The sequence below is a fragment of the Haloechinothrix alba genome (assembly GCF_900188115.1).
GTDB classification, from domain to species: Bacteria; Actinomycetota; Actinomycetes; order Mycobacteriales; family Pseudonocardiaceae; genus Haloechinothrix; species Haloechinothrix alba.
The window spans coordinates 39352-63480 of sequence record NZ_FZNW01000007.1; the positions used below are offsets into that span (position 1 = coordinate 39352).

21 protein-coding genes and 1 riboswitch are annotated in these 24129 nt (G+C 70.8%); of the genes, 16 read left to right on the forward strand and 5 right to left on the reverse strand.

Features of this window, described 5'->3' with window-relative positions; all coding sequences use genetic code 11:
• Positions 1–140: 140 nt before the first annotated feature.
• Positions 141–551 (forward strand): pyridoxamine 5'-phosphate oxidase family protein, encoded by a 411-nt coding sequence (locus CHB84_RS07960; protein WP_089300887.1) that lies wholly within the window; start codon positions 141–143, stop codon positions 549–551.
• A 104-nt stretch (positions 552–655) separates the two neighbouring features.
• Positions 656–3544: an FAD-binding and (Fe-S)-binding domain-containing protein gene (locus CHB84_RS07965; protein WP_089300888.1), complete on the forward strand. Its 2889-nt coding sequence runs from the start codon at positions 656–658 to the stop codon at positions 3542–3544.
• Between the two features lie 30 nt (positions 3545–3574).
• Here the strand turns inward: CHB84_RS07965 and CHB84_RS07970 are convergent, their stop codons facing one another.
• On the reverse strand, positions 3575–4333 hold the full coding sequence (locus CHB84_RS07970; RefSeq protein WP_176439841.1) for a carbonic anhydrase: 759 nt from the start codon (positions 4331–4333) through the stop codon (positions 3575–3577).
• Positions 4334–4475: 142 nt separating this feature from the next.
• Between CHB84_RS07970 and CHB84_RS07975 the strand changes: the two genes are divergently transcribed.
• The 10 genes from CHB84_RS07975 to CHB84_RS08020 all read left to right on the forward strand — a co-directional run bounded on the left by CHB84_RS07975 (position 4476) and on the right by CHB84_RS08020 (position 13630).
• A complete protein-coding gene (locus CHB84_RS07975) occupies positions 4476–5708 on the forward strand; it encodes a DUF445 domain-containing protein (RefSeq protein ID WP_089300889.1) in 1233 nt (410 codons plus the stop codon).
• A 47-nt stretch (positions 5709–5755) separates the two neighbouring features.
• A complete protein-coding gene (locus CHB84_RS07980) occupies positions 5756–6685 on the forward strand; it encodes an Abi-alpha family protein (protein WP_089300890.1) in 930 nt (309 codons plus the stop codon).
• Positions 6686–6770: 85 nt separating this feature from the next.
• On the forward strand, positions 6771–7388 hold the full coding sequence (locus CHB84_RS07985; protein WP_089300891.1) for a TetR/AcrR family transcriptional regulator: 618 nt from the start codon (positions 6771–6773) through the stop codon (positions 7386–7388).
• A 34-nt stretch (positions 7389–7422) separates the two neighbouring features.
• Entirely contained in the window at positions 7423–8580 is a 1158-nt protein-coding gene (locus tag CHB84_RS07990) for a trans-sulfuration enzyme family protein (RefSeq protein ID WP_089300892.1), read from the forward strand.
• Between the two features lie 120 nt (positions 8581–8700).
• Positions 8701–9783 (forward strand): zinc-binding dehydrogenase, encoded by a 1083-nt coding sequence (locus CHB84_RS07995; RefSeq protein WP_089300893.1) that lies wholly within the window; start codon positions 8701–8703, stop codon positions 9781–9783.
• Positions 9784–10054: 271 nt separating this feature from the next.
• Positions 10055–11299 carry an alkane 1-monooxygenase gene (locus tag CHB84_RS08000; protein ID WP_089300894.1) on the forward strand — a complete coding sequence of 415 codons (1245 nt, stop codon included), beginning with the start codon at positions 10055–10057 and terminating at the stop codon, positions 11297–11299.
• The gene (locus CHB84_RS24005; protein ID WP_089300895.1) at positions 11296–11460 is read left to right on the forward strand and encodes a rubredoxin; all 165 of its coding nucleotides are present in this window, start codon (positions 11296–11298) and stop codon (positions 11458–11460) included. The genes CHB84_RS08000 and CHB84_RS24005 overlap by 4 nt, the downstream gene beginning before the upstream one ends.
• Before the next feature lie 43 nt (positions 11461–11503).
• Positions 11504–11677, forward strand: coding sequence for a rubredoxin (locus tag CHB84_RS08010; RefSeq protein WP_089301053.1), 174 nt, complete (start codon positions 11504–11506; stop codon positions 11675–11677).
• A complete protein-coding gene (locus tag CHB84_RS08015; protein ID WP_176439843.1) occupies positions 11674–12936 on the forward strand; it encodes an NAD(P)/FAD-dependent oxidoreductase in 1263 nt (420 codons plus the stop codon). Before CHB84_RS08010 ends, CHB84_RS08015 begins: the two co-directional genes overlap by 4 nt.
• A 28-nt stretch (positions 12937–12964) precedes the next feature.
• The gene (locus CHB84_RS08020) at positions 12965–13630 is read left to right on the forward strand and encodes a TetR/AcrR family transcriptional regulator (protein ID WP_217898489.1); all 666 of its coding nucleotides are present in this window, start codon (positions 12965–12967) and stop codon (positions 13628–13630) included.
• A gap of 21 nt (positions 13631–13651) precedes the next feature.
• Here the strand turns inward: CHB84_RS08020 and cobN are convergent, their stop codons facing one another.
• Complete coding sequence (gene cobN / locus CHB84_RS08025) at positions 13652–17290, reverse strand: cobaltochelatase subunit CobN (protein WP_089300898.1); 3639 nt, start codon at positions 17288–17290, stop codon at positions 13652–13654.
• A gap of 59 nt (positions 17291–17349) precedes the next feature.
• Positions 17350–17474: riboswitch (cobalamin riboswitch) on the reverse strand.
• A gap of 91 nt (positions 17475–17565) precedes the next feature.
• On the opposite strand from cobN, the gene cobG reads away from it, so the two are divergent.
• From cobG to CHB84_RS08040, 3 genes are read left to right on the forward strand one after another with little or no spacing between them, the layout of a single operon-like run.
• Positions 17566–18882 carry a precorrin-3B synthase gene (gene cobG, locus CHB84_RS08030; RefSeq protein WP_089300899.1) on the forward strand — a complete coding sequence of 439 codons (1317 nt, stop codon included), beginning with the start codon at positions 17566–17568 and terminating at the stop codon, positions 18880–18882.
• Positions 18879–19505 carry a precorrin-8X methylmutase gene (locus tag CHB84_RS08035; RefSeq protein ID WP_089300900.1) on the forward strand — a complete coding sequence of 209 codons (627 nt, stop codon included), beginning with the start codon at positions 18879–18881 and terminating at the stop codon, positions 19503–19505. Before cobG ends, CHB84_RS08035 begins: the two co-directional genes overlap by 4 nt.
• Positions 19502–21049 carry a precorrin-2 C(20)-methyltransferase gene (locus CHB84_RS08040; RefSeq protein ID WP_281251738.1) on the forward strand — a complete coding sequence of 516 codons (1548 nt, stop codon included), beginning with the start codon at positions 19502–19504 and terminating at the stop codon, positions 21047–21049. Before CHB84_RS08035 ends, CHB84_RS08040 begins: the two co-directional genes overlap by 4 nt.
• Positions 21050–21076: 27 nt before the next feature.
• Here the strand turns inward: CHB84_RS08040 and CHB84_RS08045 are convergent, their stop codons facing one another.
• The 3 genes from CHB84_RS08045 to CHB84_RS08055 all read right to left on the reverse strand — a co-directional run bounded on the left by CHB84_RS08045 (position 21077) and on the right by CHB84_RS08055 (position 22999).
• Entirely contained in the window at positions 21077–21502 is a 426-nt protein-coding gene (locus CHB84_RS08045; protein WP_089300901.1) for a pyridoxamine 5'-phosphate oxidase family protein, read from the reverse strand.
• Between the two features lie 103 nt (positions 21503–21605).
• A complete protein-coding gene (bluB, locus tag CHB84_RS08050; protein ID WP_089300902.1) occupies positions 21606–22256 on the reverse strand; it encodes a 5,6-dimethylbenzimidazole synthase in 651 nt (216 codons plus the stop codon).
• Positions 22253–22999 (reverse strand): cobalt-precorrin-6A reductase, encoded by a 747-nt coding sequence (locus CHB84_RS08055; protein ID WP_245818621.1) that lies wholly within the window; start codon positions 22997–22999, stop codon positions 22253–22255. The genes bluB and CHB84_RS08055 overlap by 4 nt, the downstream gene beginning before the upstream one ends.
• 12 nt (positions 23000–23011) lie before the next feature.
• Between CHB84_RS08055 and CHB84_RS08060 the strand changes: the two genes are divergently transcribed.
• Entirely contained in the window at positions 23012–24106 is a 1095-nt protein-coding gene (locus CHB84_RS08060) for a cobalt-precorrin-5B (C(1))-methyltransferase (protein ID WP_089300904.1), read from the forward strand.
• Positions 24107–24129 lie beyond the last annotated feature (23 nt).

A 24129-nucleotide genomic window follows, 5' to 3' on the forward strand; every position in this document is an offset into this window, starting at 1 on the left:
CCGTGTGTTACCGAATCGACTACGCTTCGGGCCACGTCCTTGTCGTGCTCGAGGACGTGGCGGGACCGGCTCGGTGCGTCCCGCGGCCCCGCTCCACGGGACGGCGTTCCCGGCTGGCGGCGGCGACTACGGTGGGATGTGTGGACATCTCGCTGCCGGATCTGACGTCGCGCGGCGCAGCGTTCGCCGGGTTCTGGTCCGAGCCGCACTACTGCACGTTGAGCACCCCGCGCACGGGTGGCCCCCCACATGTCGTACCGGTCGGGGTGACGCTGGATGTCGAGCGCGGGGTCGCGAGGGTGATCTGCGCACGCACATCGGACAAGGCACGGCTGGTCGCCGACGGCGGCGAGCGGGGGATTCCGGTTGCCCTGTGCCAGATGGACGGTCGCCGGTGGTCCACACTGGAAGGACGCGCCCTGTTGCGGGACGACCGGTACGCGGTGGCCGAGGCCGAGCGGGAGTACGCCGAGCGGTACCGGACGCCGACGGTCGACCCGTTGAGGGTGGTCCTCGAAGTGCTCGTGACCGGGGTGCGCGGCACCGTGTGACGGGCCGCGAACCGCGGGTGAGTCGCGGCCGCCGTGGAGCAGGTGACGGGGATGTCTGGGATCCTGGCCGGGGTGAATGGGTTGAGCTATCCGTGAGGACACCGATGGACCTGCATGCGGACCTGGAAGCGCACGTACGCGGTGATGTGGACTTCTCCAGCAGGCGGCGCGCCGAGTACAGCTCGGACGCGTCCAACTACCGGCGCACCCCGCTCGGTGTCGTGTACCCGGTGGACCGGGACGACGTGGCAGCGGCCGTCGCGGTCTGCGCCCGTCACGACGTGCCCGTCACGAGCAGGGGCTCGGGCACCTCGATCGCGGGGAACGCGGTCGGCGAGGGAGTGGTCGTCGACCTGTCCCGCTACCTCACCCGGATCGTGTCCGTCGACCCCGAGGCACGGACCGCGACCGTGGAGCCGGGCGTCATCCCGGACGTGCTCAACAGCGCGGTGGCCGAGCACGGGCTGCGCTTCGGTCCCGACCCGTCGACACACGGGCGGTGCACGGTCGGCGGGATGATCGGCAACGACTCCTGCGGCTCCCACTCGGTGGCCTGGGGCCGGACCTCGGACAACGTGGTCGCGCTCGAGGTGCTGTGCTACGACGGCACCCGGCTGTCGGTCGGTGCAGGCCACGAGCCCGCAGCGGAGGGCGGCGACGCGCCGGGCGGCCGGGCCGAGGCCATCCACGCCGGGCTGCGCGAGCTGGTCGACCGGCACCGCGCGGCGCTGCGCACCGAGCTGGGCCGGTTCTCCCGCCAGGTGTCCGGCTACGGCCTGCATCACCTCCTGCCGGAGAACGGCGCCGACCTCGCACGAGCCCTTGTGGGGTCCGAGGGCACCTGCGCGATCGTGCTGTCGGCCACGGTGCGCCTGGTGCGGGTTCCGCGGGAGGAACGCCTGGTGGTCGCCGGCTTCGACGACTCGGTCGCGGCCGCGGACGCGGTGCCGCGCGTCCTCGACCACCGGCCGCTGACCTGTGAGGGAATGGACGATCGGATCCTCGACGTGCTGCGGGTCCGGCGACCGGAGTCCATCCCGCAGGGCGTGTTGCCCGAGGGCACAGCCTGGTTGCTGATCGACGTCGACGGCTCGGCCGAACGCGCCGAGGAGCTGGCGGGGGAGCTGGCCGGGATGGCCGGCGTGCGGGGAGTCACCACGGTGGCCGACCCCGCCAAGCGCCGGGCCGTGTTCAAGATCAGGGAGGACGGTTCGGGGCTGGCGACGCGCTCGCCGGACGGAACCATGTCGTGGCCCGGTTGGGAGGACGCCGCCGTACCACCCAGGAACCTGGGTGCCTACCTGCGGGACTTCCATCACCTGCTGGACGAGCACGGGCTGTTCGGTGTGGTCTACGGGCACTTCGGCGAGGGCTGCCTGCACGTGCGGCTCGACTTCGACCTCTCCAGCGAGCGGGGTGTGCGGCGTTTCGAGGAGTTCATGAGCGCGGCCGCCCGGCTCGTCGTCCGGCACGGCGGGGCGCCGTCCGGCGAGCACGGCGACGGCAGGGCACGTTCGGCGCAGCTGCCCGCGATGTACTCCGCGGAGATGCTCACCGCATTCGCCGAGTTCAAGGCGATCTGGGACCCGGACAACCGGATGAACCCCGGCATCATCACCGACCCCGACAAGGAGTCCGCCGGGCTGCGCATGGGGCCGGAGAACACCTGGCGGTCGCTGCCGACATCGCTGGAGCTGCACGAGGACGGCGGGAGCATCGGCACGGCCGTGCACCGCTGTATCGGCGTGGGCAAGTGCCTGAACACCTCGGGCGGGGTGATGTGCCCGAGCTACCGCGCGACGAGGGACGAGAAGGACAGCACCAGGGGGCGGGCCCGTGTGCTGCAGGAGATGATCCTGGGCGAGCTGGTGACGGACGGCTGGCAGTCCGAGGAGGTGGGCGAGGCCCTCGACCTGTGCCTGTCCTGCAAGGGATGTAAGAGCGACTGCCCGGTCGGTGTCGACATGGCCACCTACAAGACCGAGTACCTGTACCAGCGTTACCGGGGCAAGCTGCGCCCGGCCGCGCACTACTCGATGGGCCGGCTGCCCTCGCTCGCCCGGCTGGCCTCCCGGATGCCGCGCCTGGTCAACGCGATCTCCTCCGCACCGTTTCGCGGAGCGCTCAAGCGGGCCGGCGGGATCGCGCCGGAGCGTGAGCTGCCCCGCTTCGCCGAGCAAACGTTCCTGGACTGGTTCGCGCGCCGCCCGGAGACCGGCGGCGCCGCGCGTGCGAACGACACAGGGCGGACGGTGCTGCTGTGGGCGGATACCTTCACGAACTACTTCTCCCCCCAGGTCGGGGCCGCTGCGGTGGAGGTGCTGGAAGCCGCGGGGTTCGAGGTGCTCGTGCCGAGGCGCGCGCGGTGCTGCGGGTTGACGTGGATGAGCACCGGTCAGCTCGACACCGCGCGCAGGAAGCTGCGCCGCTCGATCGATACGGCGGCGCCGCACGTCGAGGCAGGCGTGCCCATGGTGGTGCTCGAACCGAGCTGCGCGGCGCTGTTCCGCTCCGATGCCACCGAGCTGCTCGGCGACGCCCCGGATGTGCGCGCGGTTGCCGGAGCCACCCACACCCTCGCCGAGTTCCTGCGTGAGCACGCCGGCGACTGGACCCCGCCCGACGTGGGCGGGTCGGCCAGGGTGCAGGTGCACTGCCACCAGCACGCGATCATGGGGGCGAGCGCCGATGAGGGGCTGCTGCGCGCGGCTGGCGTCGAGGCAGCGCAGCTCGACGCCGGGTGCTGCGGGCTTGCCGGGAACTTCGGGTTCGAGCGCGGGCACTACGAGACGTCGCGGCTGGTCGCCGAGCACGGCGTGCTGCCGGCGGTCCGGGCCGCGCCCTCCTCCGCAGCGATCGTCGCCGACGGGTTCAGCTGCCGGACCCAGCTCGACCAGCTGGCCGGGATGCCCTCGGCGCACCTCGCGGAGGTGCTTGCCGAGGGGCTGCGCGCCCAGCGGGGCCAGCAGCGGACACAGCAACAGCGGGGATGAACCGCGGCCCGGGAGATCGACTGTACTGCGTCAGCGGCGTGACACCGTGGAGTCGTGCAGGTCGTAGACGGCAGGCACCAGTTCGACGCCCTGGCCTGACGCGGCCTCCCGGATGATCGCCGAGCGTTCGGTCAGCTGCGCGGTCACGCGGCGGGCCTGGTTCTCGACGCACGCGTCGATGAACCGCTCGCGCTCGGCCTGCGGCGCGGTGGTTGGCTTCTCCTGGTCGGCTTGCGGCGCAGTGGCAAACACAGTTGCCTCGATGGCGCGGGCGATCGTGCTCACCGAGCCGGTGTAGGTGGCGCCGTCGCGCACCAGGTCGACCGCTGCCGAGACGGCCCCGCACCCGGTGTGTCCGAGCACCACGACCAGCCGCACTCCGAGGTACTCCACCGCGTACTCGATGCTGCCGACGACGGACTCGTCGAGTACCTCACCGGCCGTCCGGATGGTGAACAGGTCGCCGAGCCCGCGGTCGAAGACGACTTCGGGAGGTACTCGCGAGTCCGCGCAGGCCAGCACGCAGGCGAACGGGTCCTGGCCGTCGACGAGCTCCTCGCGGCGTTCGGCGTCCTGGTGCGGGTGCCGCTGGCGTGCCTCGGCGAACCGGGCGTTGCCCGCGAGCAATGTTCGCCATGCGGTTTCCGGATCCGCCGAGGTTTCCGGAAGGGAGCCCGCCGCGGCCGGACCGGCGGAGGCGACCATGCCTGCCGTTGCCGCGGCTGTCATGCCGAGCACGCGCCTGCGGCCGAGCCGGACCGATGCTGGATTCATAGGGTAGTCGGTCATGCGGGTACGGTAGCGAACCGGTCCGGTGCGCCTCCGCCGACCGGCCGAGTCCCGGTGGTGCCAGGGCGGTAGTTGATCGCGTTAACGCTGGGGTGGTAGACATTCGTCACATTACTCGGAGTCGCGGAGGGGTTAGGCCTGGATGACGGTGTTCGGCATGGACGTCGACACCGGGACGCTGCTCATCCCGGTGTTCGCCGGACTGATCGGCTACGCCACGAACTGGCTGGCCATCAAGATGATGTTCAAGCCGATCGACTTCGCAGGCTGGAAGATGCCGTTCAGGATCCTCGGCTTCCCGGTGTTCGGTTGGCAGGGAATCATTCCCTCGAAGGCGGCGAAGATGGGCAGTATCGCTGTCGACACGGGGTTGGCGAAGCTGGGCACGATGTCGGAGTTCTACCGGGAGCTGGACCCGGAGGAGCTGGCAGCACAGATCGTGAAGACCTCTCGCAGCGAGATCCATTCGATGATCGACGACATCATCGCTCGCGAGTACCCGGACCTGTGGGCCCAGCTCCCGCTCGTGCTCAAACAGGCCGTGCACAGCAGGATCGAGGCCGAACTTCCCGACGCGGTCCGCCGGGTCACCGACGAGATGGGCGAGCACATCGACCGGCTCGTCGACCTCAAGCTGATGGTCATCCGGCATATGGAAGCCAACCCCCGCCTGATGAACCGGATCTTCCTCGAGGTCGGAGCCAAGGAGTTCCGTTTCATCATCCGCTCAGGGGCCGTGTTCGGTTTCGTGCTCGGCGTCATCCCCATGCTGATGTGGCAGTTCGCCCCGCAGTGGTGGACGGTGCCGCTCGGCGCGGCTGTGGTCGGGTACCTGACCAACTGGCTCGCGCTGAAGGTGATCTTCACCCCGGTGAACCCAGTCAAGATCGGCCCGTTCACCGTGCAGGGGCTGTTCCTCCGGCGCCAGGCCGAGGTCTCGGACGTGTACTCCGGGATCATCGCCCACGAGGTCGTGACGATGAGCAACATCGCGGCGGAGATGTTCCACGGCCCGGACGGTGACCGCACCTACCGGCTCATCGCGGACACCTTACGGCCGATCGTGGACCGCACGGTCGGTGTCGCTCGCCCCATGGTGCGCGCGGCGACAGGCAGCCACTACGACGCCATCCAACGCAACATCGCGGCAGGGACCGTCGGTCACACCATCGAGTCGCTCACCGACGAGGAGTTCGTCAAGGGCCGGGCCGAGAAGCTGCACGCGCTGCTTGCCGGTCGGATGCGGGAGCTGCCGCCCGAGGAGTTCGCCGACATGCTGCGCTCGGCGTTCCGCGAGGACGAGTGGCAGCTGATCGTGGTCGGCGCGGCGCTCGGTTTCCTCGCAGGGCTCTTGCAGTTGTCCACCACGTTGTGAAGGGTGGTGCCAGGAGGAGACTATGGCAATGATCCGGGTGGTACGTGATGGCTGGGCATGAGACCGGGCATGAGACCGGGCATGACACGGGGCAGGGCCGGAGCACAACCGGTCCGGGTCTCGGTGACGTGCTGGACATCTCGGTGCGGCTGACGGGGACGGCGCTGTCGGTCGCGGGCAGGCTCGGCACCGATGTGGCCACGCACGCGGTGTCGGTCAGCAGGGACGTCGTCGAGGGCGCGTGGGAGGGCCGGCCGCCCGCGGAGCTGGCAGGCGTCGTGCTGCACGGATGGGTGCGGGGAGTGCGCAAGGCGTTCGGTCTCGACTCCGACGGGTACGGCACCGACGAGCGGTTCGGCGGTCCCATGCCCGCGCCGGCCACCCCGCTGCCTGGGCAGGCGCGTTCGGCGGTCATCGAGATGCCTGCGACCCCCGCGAACGGGCGCGCGCCGCAGGGCGCGCGGAGCGAGCTCCGGCAACGTGGCCAGGAGCTGCTGTACCGGTCGACGGCGTTGGACGACCCGGACGAGCATCCGGCGCTTGCGGTGATCCTGCGCGAGCTCAGCCCGGACGAGGCACGCATCATCCGTTACCTGGCCGCCGCAGGGCCGCAGGCGCTGGTGGACGTGCTCGCGCACAACCCGATGTCGCGCAAGCAGCGCGAGATGTTGCACCATTTCTCGCTGCTGGGCAGGGAAGCCGGGTGCATCCGCCCCGAGCGGGTCCCGGTGTACCTGGACAACCTGGTACGGCTGGGGCTGATACACGTACGGCCGTACCGGTTGCGTGGCCAGCCGAACTACGACCTGCTCTACGCGCAGCCGGAGATGAAGCAGATCCGCAGGCCCGGCGGGCGGCTGGTGCGGCTCAAGACCGTGCACAAGGGCGTCGAACTGTCCGAGTTCGGCAAGGAGCTGTTCTGCCGGTGCCTGGAGACCGAACAACACCGGATCGCCGCCTCGCCGGGCAAGCTCTGACCGGTGGGGCACGAGCCGCGCGGTAGCACGGAGTGTGTATACGGGGCACTTTGTGTCACGGACGGGCCGGTTCTAGAGTTGATCCGTGGTAAACAGAGGCGCCTTCCAGCAGTCCGTCCGATCGTTACTCCGCGAGAACCTCCTCGACGCCGCGCGTGAGGTCGTGATCACGGGGGGCTGGAGCCGGCTGCGCATGGCCGGTATCGCCGGGCAGGTCGGGGTGAGCCGGCAGACGGTGTACAACGAGTTCGGCAACAAGACCGGCCTCGGCGAGGCGCTCGTCTTCCGGGAGGCCGAGGTGTTCCTCGCAGGGGTGTCCGAACGGCTGGAGATGCACCCGGACGACCTGGCCAAGGCGATCGAGTCGGCTGTGGAGTTCACCCTGTCCGAAGCGGCGGAGAATCCGCTGCTGAAGGCCGTGCTTACCGCGACCCGTGGGGGCGCAGGGGAAATGCTGCCCTTCCTGACGACGCGGTCCGAACCGATCCTGTCCGCTGCGACCGATGTCCTGCTCGGCTTCGTGACCCGGAACTGGCCGGACCTCGCACTGACCGAGCAGCAGCGGAAGATCGTCGTCGAGTCCGTGGTGCGGCTCGTGGTCAGTCACGTGATGATGCCGCTCGGCTCCGCGCAGGAGATCGCCGAACAGGTCTCGTGGCTGGTAGACAGGGTGGCCGGGACGGAGGCGAGCGAGCGCTCCTGACGACCACGGACCTGCGGCGAGAGGGGCCTGCGCCATGCGCGATGACCATGCGTTCGACACCACGGCAGTGCACGCGGGGGAGCGGCGCCCCGGGCCGGAAGGCTCCGTCGTGTTTCCCATCTACCCGGGCACCGTGTATGCCCCGGCCGACGGTGACGGCTACGGCGATATCCGTTACCCCCGACTGAGCTCCACACCCTCGCAGGTGTACCTGCACGACAAGCTCGCGGAGCTGGAGGGAGCCCACACCGCGATCGCGACATCCTCCGGCATGGCCGCGATCACGACGAGCCTGCTCAGCGTGCTTCGTGCGGGGGACCACCTCATCGCGGGCGACGTGTTGTACGGCGGCACCGCCGGGTTCCTGTCGCACTTCGCCGAGCGGTTCGGCTGGACGTACACGCTGGTCGACCCGGGCAGGCCGGATACATGGGAAGCGGCCCGCACCCCGCGTACGAGGGCATTCCTCGTCGAGTCGATCACCAACCCGCTCGTGCGGGTCGGCAGGCTCGCCGAGGTGGCCGAGTTCTGCCGCGAGCACGGGCTGGTCAGCATCATCGACAACACCTTCGCCAGCCCTGTCAACTTCCGGCCGCTCGCTGCCGGCTTCGACCTGTGCGTGCACAGTGCCACCAAGTACCTCGGCGGCCATTCCGACCTCGTCGCCGGGTGCGTCGCGGGTGTGGAGGACCTGATGGGCGAGGTGCGTACGAGCCTCAACTACCTCGGTGGCAGCCTCGACCCGTACGTCGGGTTCCTGCTCGCCAGGGGACTGAAGACCCTGTCGGTGCGGGTGCGCGCGCAGAACGACAACGCGCTCGCGCTGGCGAGCTTCCTCGCGGACCATCCCCGGGTCGCCGAGGTGCACTACCCGGGCCTGCCCTCGCACCCCGACCACGGGCATGCCAGCGAGCTCATGGACGGGTTCGGCGGCATGCTCAGCCTGCGCCTGCACGGCGGGGCGGAGGCGGCCGAGACGTTGCTCAAGTCGGTCACCATCCCGGCGTCGGGGCCCAGCTTGGGCGGCGTGGAGTCGCTGGTCACGCGGCCCGTCACCACGTCACATGCCGCGCTGACCCGGGAGGAGCGCGAGGCGGCCGGGGTGACGGACGATCTGGTGCGGGTCAGCTGCGGGATCGAGAGCTCCGCCGACCTGATCGCGGACTTCCGGCAGGCGCTCGAGGTGGTGTGACGGTACGCGTCCAGCGCCTGATCGCAGGCGCGCCCGCGATCGGATGTGCCGCGAGGGGTGCGGCCTCACCCCGATGATCGATAGGTTGATCGCTGTCAGTCCAGCGGCGAAGGAGCGTGCATGGTTCAGGCCTTGATCGCACGGGGAGTGCACACCGATCCGGAAGTCACCGAGATCGAGCTGCCCCAGCCGGGCAGCAACGAGGTGAGCGTGGCCGTACGGGCCGCAGGGGTGTGCCACTCGGACCTGTCGATGATCGACGGTGTGCTGCACCCATCGTTCCCGCTCGTTCTCGGGCACGAGGCGTCCGGGGTGGTCACCGCGACGGGAGCGGATGTCACGCGCGTCGGTGTCGGCGACCATGTCGTACTCAACTGGACCCCTCCGTGCCGGAGCTGCTGGTTCTGCGAACACGCCGAACCCTGGCTCTGCACCGCGACCGAGGGTGTCGCCTCGCTGCCGAGGGGCGCGCTCGCCGACGGCACACCCACCCATGTGACGTTGGGCGTCGGCGCGCTCGCCGAGCAGGTCGTGATCGGGGAGAACGCGGTGATCCGCATCCCGGACGAGCTGCCGCTCGCGGAGTCGGCGCTGATCGGGTGCGCGGTGGTGACCGGAGTAGGGGCAGTGCGCAACAACGCGCGGGTGCGCCCCGGCGAGTCGGCTGTGGTGGTGGGTCTCGGAGGTGTCGGCCTGGCGGCCATCGCCGGTGCCAGGCTGTCCGGAGCCGACCCGGTCATCGGCATCGACTCCTCCGAGTCCAAGCGGGAACTGGCCCTCGCCGCAGGCGCGACGCACTTCCTGCAGGCGGGTGACCGGGCGGCGAAGGAGGCTCGCAAGCTCACCGGGGGCAGGGGCGCCGACGTCGCGCTGGAGTGTGCCGGCCGTTCGGCGGCGATCCGCACCGCGTGGCAGAGCTCGCGTCGGGGAGCGCGCGTCGTCATTCTCGGTGTCGGTTCCGCGGACGACCACGTCAGCTTCAGCGGCCTCGAGCTGTATCACTTCGCGCGGTCGATCAGTGTCTCGGTCTACGGTTCTGCCGATCCGGATGTCGACGTGCCGAAGCTCGCCGAGTCGGTGCGCACCGGTGAGCTCGATCTGGACACCTTCGTGACCGATCGCGTCGGCCTGTCCGAGGCGCCTGCGGCGTTCGACCGGATGCGCCGCGGCGAGGGTGGCCGCTCGCTCGTGCTGTTCGACTGAACCGTGTGGTCGCCGGTGCGCGACCGGCGATGAGCGCGCAGGCGTGTGTGACGCGGTCGGGACTGTCGAGCTTCCCGCTCGGGGCGGGTAATCCGTCCTTCGTATACCTGCGTATGCCTGCGCGTGCCTTCGCAGAGTTTTACAAGTAGGCAAATGTGTCTTCTTTGCTTGACACTAGTACCGCACATGTCTAATCTCAGGACACAGTTTGGCGATTGTGTAAACCCGGTCTCGTCGTGCACGGTCCGGGAGTCCGTGAGGAGGCTGTGTCATGACGTCGGCGACCGCGGATCACGGCACGGGAGAGACGGCGGCGTGGCGGGACGGGAAGCGCTACGCGTGGTTGCTCGGGCTCGTCGTGCCCGCGATCCCGTTCCTGGCCTGGGGGCTGGTGTCGGCGACGGGTCTCGGCGCGTTCTGGTGGTTGGGCCCGGTCATCGTGTTCGTGCTCATCCCGCTGATCGACGTCGCCGTCGGAACCGACGCGGAGAACCCGCCGGACGAGCTGATCGAATGGCTCGAGCAGGACCGGTACTACCGCTGGGTGACGTACCTGTACCTGCCGATCCAGTACGCGGGGCTGGTGCTGGCCTGCTGGTTGTGGACCACGTACCCGATGACGCTCGTCGACAGGGTCGGCCTGGCGGTATCCGTCGGCGTCGTCGCGGGTATCGGTATCAACACCGCGCACGAGCTGGGCCACAAGAAGGAGAAGCACGAGCGGTGGCTGTCCAGGGTCGCGCTGGCGCAGTCCTGCTACGGGCACTTTTTCATCGAGCACAACCGCGGGCACCACGTCCGCGTCGCGACCCCGGAGGACCCGGCGAGCTCGCGGTTCGGCGAGACGTTCTGGGGGTTCCTGCCGCGTAGCGTGGTCGGCAGCCTGACATCGGCGTGGTCGCTGGAGAAGGCCCGGCTCGCGCGGCAGAACAAGAGCCCGTGGACGCTGCGCAACGACGTCCTCAACGCCTGGGCGATGTCGGGTGTGCTGTTCGCCGGGCTGACCGTGGCCTTCGGCCCGGCCGTGCTGCCGTACCTGGCCGTCCAGGCGGTGTTCGGGTTCTCGCTGCTCGAGGTGGTCAACTACCTGGAGCACTACGGCCTGCTGCGGCAGAAGACCGACAGCGGCCGCTACGAACGCGCGGCGCCGCGGCACAGCTGGAACAGCAACAACGTCGCCACCAACGTGTTCCTCTACCACCTGCAGCGGCACAGCGACCACCACGCCAACCCGACGCGCCGGTACCAGGCCCTGCGGGACTTCGAGCAGGCTCCGCAGCTGCCGGCAGGCTACGCGTCGATGATCGTCTGTGCCTGGATCCCTCCATTGTGGCGGAAGGTGATGGACAGGCGGGTCCTCGCGCACTACGACGGCGACGTCACCCTGGCCAATATCGACCCGCGCAACCGGGGCAAGGTGCTGGCCAGGCACGGCGGCGTGACCGAGGCGCCAGCCGCGAGCTCGGCGGGCTCGGCGGGCTCGGCAGGCTCGGCCGTCGAGGGGGGTGCGCGATGAGCGCCTACCGGTGCCCCGTGTGCGACTACACCTATGACGAGCGGACCGGAGACGCGCGCGAAGGCTTTCCCGCAGGCACCGCATGGGCCGAGGTGCCCGACGACTGGTGCTGCCCGGACTGCGGGGTGCGGGAGAAGGTGGATTTCGAGCCGGCCGGGTAGCCGTGACGCAGGCACGGACCGCGGAACAGGGAAGGAGGATGTCATGAAGATCTACCGTTGCGAGGTGTGCGGGTTCGAGTACGACGAGTCACAGGGCTGGCCCGATGAGGGGATCGCGCCGGGCACGAAATGGGAGGACATTCCCGAGGACTGGTGCTGCCCGGACTGCGGTGCCGCCAAGGCCGACTTCGTGATGGTCGAGGTGAGTCCGGCATGACCGCTGCCAGCGGTGTCGACGCGGCGAGCACGATCGCCGTCGTCGGCACGGGCGTCGCTGGGACAACGGCGGCGCTGACCCTGCGCAACGCGGGCTTCACAGGCCGGGTGGTGCTGATCGGCGACGAGCCGGACGAGCCCTACCGCCGCCCACCGCTGTCGAAGGACGTCCTGCGGGGCACGATGTCACCGGGGCGGACCCGGCTGCGTGCGCCGGACACGTGGAGCCAGCACAGCATCGAGCTGCGCACCGACACCCGGGTGTCCGGAGTAGACGCCGAGGCGCGGCGGATCATCTTCGCCGACGGCACGGGCCTGGACTTCGACCGGATCCTGCTGGCCACCGGCGGCCTGCCCAAGGTGCTCCCGCAGGCGCGCGGGGTCGGCGGCGTGTACACGCTGCGCACGCTGGCCGACGTGTCCGCACTGCACGGCGTGCTGGCGGCGGGGAGCAGGCTGCTGGTCATCGGCGCCGGTCTGATCGGATCCGAGGTCGCGGCGACCGCCCGCGACATGGACTGCGCGGTGACCGTGCTCGAGGCACAGCCCGCGCCGCTGTCCCGTGTGCTCCCCCGGGAGATCACCCGGGTGTACGAGGAGCTGCACAGGGCGTCCGGAGTGGACCTGCACACCGGCGTCGACGTCCGCGAGCTGATTCATGAGGGGGATCAGCTCGCGGCGACCGACGCCGGCGGCCGGGTCCACTCCGCCGACGCCGCCGTCGTCGCCGTCGGCCTGGATCCCCGCACCGAGCTCGCCGAGCACGCGGGTATCGCCACCGGTGACGGCATCATCGTCGACGAGCACTTCGCGACCTCGGCACCCGGCGTGTACGCCGCCGGGGACGTCGCGAACCACCCCAACCACGTCCTCGGTGGACGGCAACGCGTCGAGCACTGGCTCAACGCTCAGGAGCAGGGCGCCGCAGCGGCGCGGGCCATGCTCGGTGACCGCACCCCGTACTCCTGCGTACCGTGGAGCTGGTCCGACCAGCACGGCGTCACGATGCACGTGTGCGGCTGGCCCGAGGCAGCCGAGGACCTCACGGTCCGGGGCGAGCCCGGCGCGCGGGACTTCACGGCGATCGCCCGCAGGCACGGCCGGGTGGTCGGTGCGGTCGGGATGAACCGGCCCGCCGAGCTGCGCGCGTTGCGCAAGGTGGTCTCCGCCGCACCGCACGCCGAGCAGGCGGTTCTGGCCGACCCGGCCACGGAGCTGGCCTCACTCGCCTCGCTCGAGGTCGCGGGCACCTCGAGCTGACGTGCCCGCGACCGGCAAGGAGATCATCGTGTCACCGTCGACGACGCGGGGTGCCGACGGCGCCCCCCTACCGGCAACGCGCGGAGGCGGGCGCCGCGCTCGCTACGCCGAGGCGACTCGCGCACTGTTGCAGGAGACGCTGTTCGACGCGGCGAGCGCGCTGCTCAGCGAACACCCCTGGTCGGCCGTCCGGATGGTCGATATCGCGCGGGCTGCAGGCGTGAGCAGGCAGACCCTGTACAACGAGTTCGGATCCCGGCAGTCCTTCGCCCAGGCCTACATCATCCACGAGGCCGAGAAGTTCCTCGCCGCCGTCCGGGACGCCATCCACACCCACCGCGACCGGCCCCGTGCCGCGGTCTCGGCTGCCGTGGAGGTGTTCCTGACGGCCGCGGCTTCCGAGCCCCTGATCGCGGCGATCGTCGCCGGCGACGAGAGCGACGGGCTGCTGCCGCTGGTCACCAACCAGGCAGGCCCTGTGCTGTCGTTCGCCACAGACAACGTGACCGCGTACCTCGCAACGATCTGGCCGGGCGTGGCCTCGCGGTCGCTGCGCCAGGTCGCCGAGCAGCTGGTACGGCTGGCCATCAGCCACGCCGCGTCACCGACGGCGGCTCCCGCCGAGGTCGGGGCCACGCTCGCCGAGGTGCTCGGGCCGCACCTCGACGAGCTGGTGACCGGGTCGGAGCAGTAGCCCCGCGCGGTCACGACCGCATCAAGAGTCCCCGGCCTCCAGGTCACCTTCCAGCTCGAGGTAGATCTCCCGCATCCTCGCAAGCAGCTCCGGGTCCGGCTCGGACCACAGCTCACGGTCGGCGGCCTCGGTCAACCGTTCCACGATGCCGCGCAGGGCCCACGGATTGGACGTGCGGAGGAACTCCTGGTTCTCCGCGTCGACGACGTAGGTCTCGGCGAGCTTCTCGTACATCCAGTCGTCGACCACCCCGGAGGTGGCGTCGAAACCGAACAGGTAGTCCACGGTGGCGGCGAGCTCGAACGCTCCCTTGTAACCGTGCTTGCGCATCGCAGCCAGCCAGCGCGGGTTGACCACGCGGGAGCGGAACACCCGCGCCGTCTCCTCCCCGAGGGTGCGGGTGCGTACCGCGTCCGGGGTGGTGCTGTCGCCGATGTAGGAGGCGGGCGAGGCGCCGCTGAGCGCCCGGACCGTCGCGATCATCCCGCCGTGGTACTGGAAGTAGTCGTCCGAGTCGGCGATGTCGTGCTCGCGGGTGTCGGTGTTCTTCGCCGCGATCTGGATGCGCCGGTAGGTGGACTCCATGTCCTGCCTGGCCGGTATCCCGTCGAGGTCCCTGCCGTAGGCGAAGCCGCCCCACACGGCGTAGACCTCGGCGAGGTCGGCGTCGTCGCGCCAGTTGCCCGAGTCCATCAGGGGAAGTAGGCCAGCGCCGTAGGTTCCGGGTTTCGAGCCGAACACGCGGGTGGTCGCGCGCCGCTCGTCGCCGTGCTCGGCGAGGTCCTCGCGCACGTGCGCGAGGACGAAGTTCTCCTCCTCCGGCTCGTCCAGCTCCGCGACCGCGCGGACCGCGTCGTCGAGCATCTCCACCACGTGCGGGAAGGCGTCCCGGAAGAACCCGGAGATCCGCACGGTCACGTCGACCCGCGGGCGCCCCAGCTCCTCGAGCGGGATGACCTCGATCCCGCTCACCCGGCGCGAGGCCTCGTCCCAGACCGGCGTGACACCGAGCAGCGCCAGCACCTCGGCTGCGTCGTCGCCGGCCGTGCGCATCGCCGAGGTTCCCCATACCGACAGGCCGACCGAGCGGGGCCAGTCGCCGGTGTCCTCGCGGTAGCGCTGCAGCAGCGACTCCGCGAGCGACTGACCGGTCTGGTAGGCGAGCCTGCTGGGAATCGCCTTGGGGTCGACGGTGTAGAAGTTGCGCCCGGTCGGCAGGACGTTCACCAGCCCGCGCAGCGGGGACCCGCTCGGACCGGCCGGGATGTACCCGCCGTCGAGGGCGTGCACCACCGAGCGCATCTCGCCGGTCGTCTCCGCGAGCCGGGGGACGACCTGGGTCGCAGCGAAGTCGAGCACGCCCGCCACGTCCTCGTTCGGGTCGCCGAGTACCTCCCGGCATACCTCGGGCACGGCCGCCCGCGTCCAGTCACGCTGTTCCATCGCCGCGACGAGCTGGTGTGCGGTCGACTCGATCGCGTCCACCTCGCTGCTCGCGGTGTCCGAGTTCTCCTTCAGGCCAAGCGCCGTGCGCAGGCCGGAGACTGCGTTGGCCTGCCCACCCCACATCTGCTGCGCGCGCAGCATGGCCAGCACGAGGTTGACGCGCTCCTCGCCCTCAGGGGCCTTGCCGAGCACGTGCAGGCCGTCGCGGATCTGGGCGTCCTTGACCTCGCAGAGCCAGCCGTCCACATGCAGCAGGAAGTCGTCGAACTCGGCGTCGTGCGGCCGTTCCGCGATGCCGAGGTCGTGGTCGAGCTTGGCGGCCTGGATCAGCGTCCAGATCTGCGCGCGGATCGCGGGCAGCTTCGCGGGGTCCATCGCGGAGATGTTGGCGTACTCGTCGAGCAGCTGCTCCAGCCGTGCAATGTCGCCGTAGCTTTCCGCGCGCGCCATCGGGGGGATCAGATGGTCGACGATGGTCGCGTGCGCCCGCCGCTTGGCCTGCGCGCCCTCACCGGGGTCGTTGATCAGGAACGGGTAGATCATCGGCACGCTGCCCAGCACGGCGTCCGGGGCGCAGGAGGCCGACAGGGCCGCGTTCTTGCCCGGCAGCCACTCCAGAGAGCCGTGCTTGCCAAGGTGCACCACGGCGTGCGCACCGAACCCGCCGTCGTCCTCCGCGGCCTCCAGCCAGCGGTAGGCGGCGAGGTAGTGGTGGCTGGGCGGCAGGTCGGGGTCGTGGTAGATCGCGATCGGGTTCTCCCCGAACCCGCGCGGCGGCTGGATCATGATCAGCACGTTGCCCGCCCGCAACGAGGCGAGCACGATGTCGCCCTCGGGGTTGTGGGTGCGGTCGATGAACTGCTCCCCGGGCGGCGGTCCCCAGTGCTCCTCGATCTGGCCGCGCAGGTCCTCGGGCAGGGTCTGGAACCATTCGCGGTAACGCGCGGCGGGCACCCGCACCGGGTTGCCGGCGAGCTGCTCCTCGGACAGCCACTCGGGGTCCTGCCCGCCCGCGGCGATGAGCGCGTGGATGAAGGCGTCACCCTCGGACCGGTCGGTGGGCTCCGCACCGTCCGGGGCCGTCTCCACCCCGGGGATGCCGTCGCCGAGGTCGTAGCCGTTCGCCCGCAGCGTGCGCAGCAGCTCCACGGCGCTGGCAGGGGTGTCCAGGCCGACGGCGTTGCCGACCCTGGAGTGCTTGGTGGGGTAGGCCGACAGGACCAGCGCGATCTTGCGCTGCTCCGGTGGCGTGTGCCGCAGCCGTGCGTGCGCGACGGCGATGCCGGCAACGCGTCCCGCCCGCTCGGCGTCCGGCACGTAGCGGGGCAGCCCGTCCTCGTCGGTCTCTTTGAAGGAGAACGGCACCGTGATGATCCGGCCGTCGAACTCGGGCACGGCGACCTGCGACGCCGCGTCCAGCGGGGACACGCCCTCGTCGTTGTCCCACCAGGTGTCCCGGTCGCTGGTCAGGCACAGCGCCTGGAGCGTGGGGATGTCGAGCTCGGCCAGTTCGGCGACATCCCAGGCCTCGTCGTCGCCACCCGCGCTGACCGCCGAGGGCCGTGATCCCCCGGCTGCGAGCACGGTGACCAGCAGCGCGTCCGCCTTGCGCAGCTGATCGATCATCTCCGGCTCGCGAGAGCGCAGGGTCGCGCAGTAGATCGGCATCGCCTGGCCGCCGGCGTCCTCGATCGCGCGGGACAGGGTCTCGACGAACGAGGTGTTGCCCGCGAAGTGGTGTGCCCGGTAGTAGAGGATCGCCACGACCGGACCGCTTGTGGTGCGTGGCTGACGGTCCAGCACCCCCCAGGCGGGCTGCTCGGCAGGCGGGTCGAAGCCGTCCCCGGTGAGCAACAGCGTGTCGGACAGGAAGCGGTGCAGCTGGGTGAGGTTTTCCGGGCCACCGTGCGCCAGGTAGGTGTGCGCCTCGCGGGCGATGCCGCCCGGCACGGTGGACAGCGCCATCAGCTCCGCGTTGGGGGCCTGCTCACCGCCGAGGACCACGACGTGCGCGCCGCTGGAGCGAACGATGTCCAGCCCTTCCTTCCAGTCGCGCTCGTCGCCGAGGATGCGCACGACGACGATCAGCGCGCCCTCCAGCATCGCGGGCAACTCGTCGAGCTCGATGCGGGCGGGGTTACCGAGGCGGTAGCCCATGTCGCTGGCACGGGCACTGAGCAGGTCGGTGTCCGAGGTGGACAGCAGAAGGATCACTGTGGTCTCGACTCCTCTCGGGGTGTCCTCGCCCCGTTCGGTCTGGTCATCACTGGCTGGAGTGTCCTGGCTCGGAGGATCGCCGCTCGCCCCGGCCTTCCAGGCGCACGCGCCCGTGACCTTATACGGGGTTCGCTTCCCTCTCACAGTGGCGGGACCGCCCCGGATTCGCACCGGGTTCCTCCACGACCAGCGGCAGGCTGGCACCTCACTCTTGCCCGGCGCGGGTGCCCGCGTCAAGCTGGGGTGGCCAACGACAACCTACAGTGGCAGGCATGTCCGATCCTCACCAAGCGACTCCGGCAGGCTACCGCCGCGGTGCGCGCGCTGATGCCTGCCCGGGTGCGCTGACCACGCACGAGGCGGCCGACGGGCAGCTCGCGCGGGTCAGGGTCCCCGGTGGTCGGCTCGGCGCGGGCCAGCTGCGCGAGCTCGCCGCGTGTGCCGAGGAGTTCGGTGACGGTGTGCTGCATCTGACATCGCGCGGCAACGTGCAGCTGCGCGGGCTGGGTGCCGATGCCGGCCTCGCGGACCGGATCGCGGCGGCGGGTCTGCTGCCCTCGGCGAGCCACGAGCGGGTGCGCAACATCGTCGCCTCGCCGTTGAGCGGGTTGAGCGGGGGAGTGGCCGACGTGCGCCCGCTGGCCGGCGAGCTGGACGAGGCGGTGTGCGCGCGCCCTGAACTGGCCTCACTTCCCGGGCGCTTCCTGTTCGGCCTGGACGACGGCAGGGCGGATGTGGCCGACGACCGGATCGATGCCTGCTGGTACGCGCTGGATGCCGGGACCGGGGCGCTGGTACTCGCAGGCCGGGACACCGGCCTGCGAGTACCAGCCGGGCAGGCCGCGGAGGCCCTCGTGGAGGCCGCCGCGGCATTCGGCCGCGTACGCGGCGACGCGTGGCAGGTGCGCGAGCTGGGCACGCGTGCCGACTGGATCGCGGTCGCGGTCGCGGCCCGGCTCGGTTCCGGGATCGGCTGCCCCCGGCAGACCCCGCGTGCGCTGCCGCGCTCGGCGGAGCCGCCGCTCGGCGCGACCCGACAGGACGACGGCGGGTGGCTGGTCGTGGCCGGGATCACGTTCGGTGCGCTCTCCGGTGCGCAGGCGCGCACGCTCGCCGGGCTCGCCGGGACGGTAACGCTCACGCCGTGGCGTTCGGTGGTCGTCGGCGATCTCGACGCCGACGCGGTGGACACGGTGACCGCGGGGCTCGACGCGGCCGGTTTCCTGCTCAGCCAGGGGGCGCCGGAGCACGCGGTCAGTGCGTGCATCGGCAGCCCGGGCTGCGCGAAGTCCCGCGCGGACGTGCGCGCCGACGTGAGTGAGGTCATGCGTACGGCAGGTGGGGCGCTTGCGGGCGCGGCGACGGCGGCACACTTCTCGGGGTGTGAGCGGCGCTGCGGGCGCCCGCGCGCCGAGCATGTGGACGTGCTCGCCGAGGACGGTGGCTACCGCGTCGACGGGGACTGGGTTCCCGTCGAGCGGCTGGCCGAGGCGCTCGCACGCGCGACGGACGCAGGCGGCGAGGCTGCCGCCGACCACGGGCACCCCGCCCGACCGGGCAGGTCGCAGCAGGAAAGGACCGGGTCGTGATCGACTACCTCCGCGACGGTTCGGAGATCTACCGTCGCTCGTTCGCCACGATCCGTGCCGAGGCCCAGCTCGACGGCTTGCCGCCCGACGTGGAGCGGGTCGCGGTGCGCATGATCCACGCCTGCGGGATGGTCGACCTGCCGGGTGACCTCGAGTACTCGGCGGATGTGGTGGCGTCCGGTCACCGCGCGCTCGCCGGGGGCGCACCGGTACTCACCGACGCGAAGATGATCGCGGGTGGCGTCACAAGGAAGCGGCTGCCCGCGGACAACGAGGTGCTGTGCACGCTGGCGGACCAGGCGGTTCCGGAGCTGGCCGAGCGGACGGCGAACACGCGAAGCGCGGCGGCGTTGGAGTTGTGGCGGGAGCGGCTGCCGGGCGCCGTGGTGGCGATCGGTAACGCGCCGACGGCGCTGTTCCGGCTGCTGGAGCTGCTGGACGAGGGGGTGGGCGCGCCTGCCGCGATCATCGGCACCCCGGTCGGGTTCGTCGGTGCTGCCGAGTCGAAGGTCGAGCTGGCCAGGCGCGCTCCGGCACCGTACCTGGTGGTGCACGGGCGTAGGGGCGGCAGCGCGATGGCTGTCGCCGCCATCAACGCGATTGCGACGGAGGCGGAGTTGTGAGCGAGGCGACAACCGGCAAGCTGTGGGGCGTTGGCCTCGGGCCGGGCGATCCGGAACTGATGACGGTCAAGGCCGCACGGCTTATCGGTGAGGCGGATGTCATCGCCTATCACTGCGCCCGACACGGGCGCAGCATCGCGCGGTCGGTCGCGGAACCCCACCTGCGTGGTGACCAGGTCGAGGAACGGTTGATGTACCCGGTCACCACCGAGACCACCGACCATCCCGGCGGCTACGAGGGCGCGATCGCGGAGTTCTACGAGCACGCGGCCAAGCGACTGGCCGAGCACCTGGACGCGGGCCGGGACGTGGTGCTGCTGTGCGAGGGGGACCCGTTCTTCTACGGCTCGTACATGTACATGCACGAGCGCTTGTGTGACCGGTACGAGGCCGAGGCGGTCCCCGGGGTGAACTCGGTGAGCGCGGCGTCGGCACAGCTCGGGCTTCCGCTCGCGCAGCGCGACGAGGTGCTGACGGTGCTGCCGGGCACGATGCCGGAACCGGAGCTCGCGATGCGGCTGGCCGACACCGACGCGGCGGCGGTGATGAAGCTCGGCAGGACGTTCAGCTCGGTGCGTTCGGCGATGGCCGAGGCAGGCAGGCTCGACGAGGCCTACTACGTGGAGCGGGCGACCTGGGGCGCGCAGCGGCTGGAACCGCTGGCCGACGTGGACCCGGACTCCGTGCCGTACTTCTCGGTGGCGGTGTTGCCCAGCCCGGCGTACGCGGCACGCACCTCCGGTGAGCAGGACGCGAGCGCCGGGCCGGCTGGGCCGGACGTGCGCACCGGCGAGCTGACGGTCGTCGGCCTCGGGCCGGGTCCTGCCGAGTGGCTGACGCCGGAGGCCGAGCAGGTGCTGGCCGAGGCCGAGCACGTGGTGGGGTACGGGCCGTACGTGGCGCGGGTGCCGCAGCGGGCGGGCCAGCAGCGGCACACCTCTGGCAACACGGTTGAGGCCGACCGTGCCGCGCACGCGCTGGACCTCGCCGCGCAGGGCGCGCGGGTGGCCGTGGTGTCCTCCGGCGACCCGGGAGTGTTCGCGATGGCATCGGCCGTGCTGGAAAGGGCCGAGGAGCCGCGCTGGCACGGCGTGCGGGTGCGGGTCGTGCCGGGGATCACGGCGGCCCAGGCGGCGGCCGCGCGGGTCGGTGCCCCTCTGGGGCACGACTTCTGCGTGCTCTCGCTGTCCGACCGGCTCAAGCCCTGGGAGGTGATCGAGCGCAGGCTGGATGCCGCCGGTGCGGCGGACCTGACGCTGGCGATCTACAACCCGGCTTCACGCAGCCGGACCACGCAGCTCGCCAAGGCCACAGAGGTGCTGCTGCGGCACAGGGCCGCGGAGACACCGGTCGTGGTGGCCAGGGACGTCGGCGGTGACGAGGAGTCGGTGCGGGTGACCACGCTGGCCGGGCTGGACCCGGCACGGGTGGACATGCGCTGCGTGTTGATCGTCGGGTCGTCGACGACCACGACGGTCGAGCGGGACGGTTCCACCACCGTGTGGACGCCCCGGACCTACGGCGAGTGGCGGCAGCAGGAGTGACGACGGGCGCCGTTACGGCGAGTCCGGTTACATCGCGCCGAGATCGGCGGAGAGCCACCGCTGCGGCCGCATGACGATGGCAAGCTGCTCACCCAGTTGTGCATCGGCGAACTCGACGTACGGTCCGACCTTCTCCGCGGGGAGGTACCGGGCGGCCATCTCCCGCATCTGTTCGCCCGTGTCCGGCAACGTCCGGGTGACCGGTCCCTCCACGGAGACGTAGCGGACCGATGGTTCGAGCCGCTCCACCATCAGCGTGAAGCGCCCCGCTTCGTGGATGAGCCGGGCCTTGCGTGAATCGGCCGAGGTCAGCACCCACACCTCGCCACCAGGCGTGTACTGGTACCAGATCGGGACGGTCAGCGGACCGCGGTCAGTGCCCGCCGACACGGACAGTGCCGCAACGTGCGGCTCAGCCAGGAACGCCTCGCGTTCCGAAACGCTCAGTGCCATGGTGCGGACCGTAGAGCACGGTACCGACACCGCGTGAGGTTCACGGCTCGCGGGAACGGAAGTGCTGTCTCCGGGCCTTCGGGCCCGCCCTCCGGCTGCCGGGTCAGCCTCCGTAGCGCTCCCAGTGCACCGCCTGGTCCAGGGGCCTGCGCTCCCGCCAGCCGTGCCGTTCCAGGTCCGGCACGTCTGCGAGCTCGCGGACGGGGCCGAGGCACAGCCACGCGACGGGCCTGACCCCCTCCGGCAGGTCCACCAGCTCCGCGAGGAACTCCTCCCGGTAGAAGCTGACCCACCCCACGCCGAGGTTCTCCGCCGTGGCCGCCAGCCACAGGTTCTGGATCGCCAGGCACACCGAGTACAGGCCAGCGTCGGCGATCGCGTGCCTGCCCAGCACGGCCGGAGCGCCACGTTGCGGGTCGTAGGTCACCACGATGCCCAGGCTCGAGTCGAGAATGCCCTCGATCTTGATGCGGCTGAACGCGCCCTTGCGGTCGGCGTTGAGCGACTCCGCGAACACCTCCCGCTCGCCGAGCACGTGCCGGCGGAACTCCGAACGCGTATCGGTGTCCGAGACGACCACGAAGTCCCACGGCTGGGACAACCCCACGCTGGGTGCCGAGTGCGCGGCGCCCAGGACCCGCCGTAGGACGTCGTCCTCCACGGGCTCACCGGTGAACTCGGCGCGGACGTCCCGCCTGCGCTCGAGTACCTGGTAGAACGCGTCGAGCGCGGTGTCGGGTTCGCTGCGTGTCACTTCGCATCCAATCTGGTCAGTACCCAGCGCACGGCATCGTCGACCTCGGTGGTGGTCGGGACATCTCTACGCTGCGGACGGCGTACGACGAGCACGGGGATTCCCAGCTCGCCTGCGGCATCGAGTTTCGCTGCGGTCATCGACCCACCGCTGTCCTTGGTGACGAGCACGTCGATGCCGTGCCTGCGCATCAGCGCACGCTCACCCTCGACGGTGTACGGGCCGCGGGAGAGCACGACCTCGTGCCGTGCGGGAAGCGGTGGCTCCGGGGAGTCCACGCAGCGGATCAGGAACCACTGCGTGACGTTACCCGCGAACGAGACGAGACCTTGCCTGCCTGTGGTGAGGAAGACCCGTTCGCCCATCCCCGGAAGCATCGCGGCCGCCTCGTCGAGCGAGGCCGCCCAGTGCCATTCGACCCCTTGGTGCGGTGACCATCCGGGCCGCTCGAGCCGCAGGAGCGGCACTCCGGCCCGGTGTGTAGCGTCGACGGCCGAGGAGCTGATGCGCCCGGCGAACGGGTGTGTGGCGTCGACCACCGCGGCGACCCGCTCCTCGCGCAACCAGGCGGCAAGCCCCTCCGGCCCGCCGAAGCCCCCGATGCGCACCTCACCCTCGGGTAGGCGAGGGGCCTCGACCCGTCCGGCCAGGGACGAAACCACACGTACACCGCGCTTCACCAGCTCGGCGGCCAGCGCGCGTGCCTCGGCGGTACCGCCGAGAACGAGCAAGGGATAATCCACAACCACGAGACTATGGGACAGACACTGCGTTACGGATGGACCACAGGGGCATGTGCGACCGCTGCCACGACAGCGGCGTACACCGCGCTGCTGACCTCCGAGTTCCCCGACCCGGTCGAGGTACGGCTACCCAAGGGCAAGCAACCGGCGTTCGCGCTGGCCAGTGAGGGACACACGGGCGAGGCGGCGTACGCGGGTGTGGTCAAGGACGCCGGTGACGACCCCGACGTGACCCACGGCGCGTTGATCGTCGCCACGGTCCGGCACGGCACTCCCGGCAGCGGGGTCGGCTTCGTGGCCGGGCCGGGTGTGGGAACCGTCACCAGGCCGGGGCTGCCGCTGGACGTGGGGGAGCCGGCGATCAACCCGGTCCCGCGTCGCCTGATGAGCGAAGCCGTCGAACGCGTCGCCGCCGAGCTCGGGGGCAGCGGTGATGTGATCGTGGAGATCTCCATCCCGCACGGCGAGGAGATGGCCAGGCACACCTGGAACCCACGGCTGGGCATCGTGGACGGGCTGTCCGTGCTCGGCACGACCGGGGTGGTGGTGCCGTACTCCTGCTCGGCGTGGATCGACAGCATCCGGCGCGGTATCGACGTGGCGCGGGCGCTGGACGTGCGTCACGTGGCGGGCTCCACCGGCAGCACCTCGGAGCAAGTGGTCACCGAACTGTACGGGCTGGACGAGACTGCCCTGCTCGACATGGGCGACTTCGCGGGTGCGGTGCTCAAGTACCTGCGCAAGCACCCGGTGCCCCGGCTGTCCATCGCGGGTGGCTTCGCGAAGATGTCCAAGCTCGCGGCCGGGTTCCTGGACCTGCACTCGCAGCGTTCGCAGGTGAACTTCGGGCTGCTCGCCTCGATCGCGCGGGACGCGGGGTACGAGCACCTCGCGGAGCCGATGGGCAACGCCAACACGGCGGTGCACGCGCTGGACATCGCCACCGCCGAAGGGCTGGACCTGGGCGGGTTCGTGGCGGAGCAGGCGCGCCGCACCGCCCTCGACGTGCTGGGCGATGCGCCCGTGGACGTGGACATCGTGGTGATCGACCGTTCCGGGACCATCGTCGGCCGGGCCCCCGAACCCGGCGCGACGTCGTCCCCGTAGCCGCCGCGCTTCCTCGCTGTGCC

Bases quoted from the DNA above. Each gene is read 5' to 3' on its own strand.
- CHB84_RS08045 (WP_089300901.1), bottom strand. From the start codon at position 21,502: ATGGCACTGAGCGTTTCGGAACGCGAGGCGTTCCTGGCTGAGCCGCAC.
- CHB84_RS07965 (WP_089300888.1), top strand. From the start codon at position 656: ATGGACCTGCATGCGGACCTGGAAGCGCACGTACGCGGTGATGTGGAC.
- CHB84_RS24005 (WP_089300895.1), top strand. From the start codon at position 11,296: ATGAGCGCCTACCGGTGCCCCGTGTGCGACTACACCTATGACGAGCGG.
- cobG (WP_089300899.1), top strand. From the start codon at position 17,566: ATGTCCGATCCTCACCAAGCGACTCCGGCAGGCTACCGCCGCGGTGCG.
- CHB84_RS08000 (WP_089300894.1), top strand. From the start codon at position 10,055: ATGACGTCGGCGACCGCGGATCACGGCACGGGAGAGACGGCGGCGTGG.
- CHB84_RS07990 (WP_089300892.1), top strand. From the start codon at position 7,423: ATGCGCGATGACCATGCGTTCGACACCACGGCAGTGCACGCGGGGGAG.
- CHB84_RS07995 (WP_089300893.1), top strand. From the start codon at position 8,701: ATGGTTCAGGCCTTGATCGCACGGGGAGTGCACACCGATCCGGAAGTC.
- CHB84_RS07980 (WP_089300890.1), top strand. From the start codon at position 5,756: ATGGCTGGGCATGAGACCGGGCATGAGACCGGGCATGACACGGGGCAG.
- CHB84_RS08015 (WP_176439843.1), top strand. From the start codon at position 11,674: ATGACCGCTGCCAGCGGTGTCGACGCGGCGAGCACGATCGCCGTCGTC.
- CHB84_RS08010 (WP_089301053.1), top strand. From the start codon at position 11,504: ATGAAGATCTACCGTTGCGAGGTGTGCGGGTTCGAGTACGACGAGTCA.
- CHB84_RS07970 (WP_176439841.1), bottom strand. From the start codon at position 4,333: ATGACCGACTACCCTATGAATCCAGCATCGGTCCGGCTCGGCCGCAGG.
- CHB84_RS08060 (WP_089300904.1), top strand. From the start codon at position 23,012: ATGGGACAGACACTGCGTTACGGATGGACCACAGGGGCATGTGCGACC.
- CHB84_RS07975 (WP_089300889.1), top strand. From the start codon at position 4,476: ATGACGGTGTTCGGCATGGACGTCGACACCGGGACGCTGCTCATCCCG.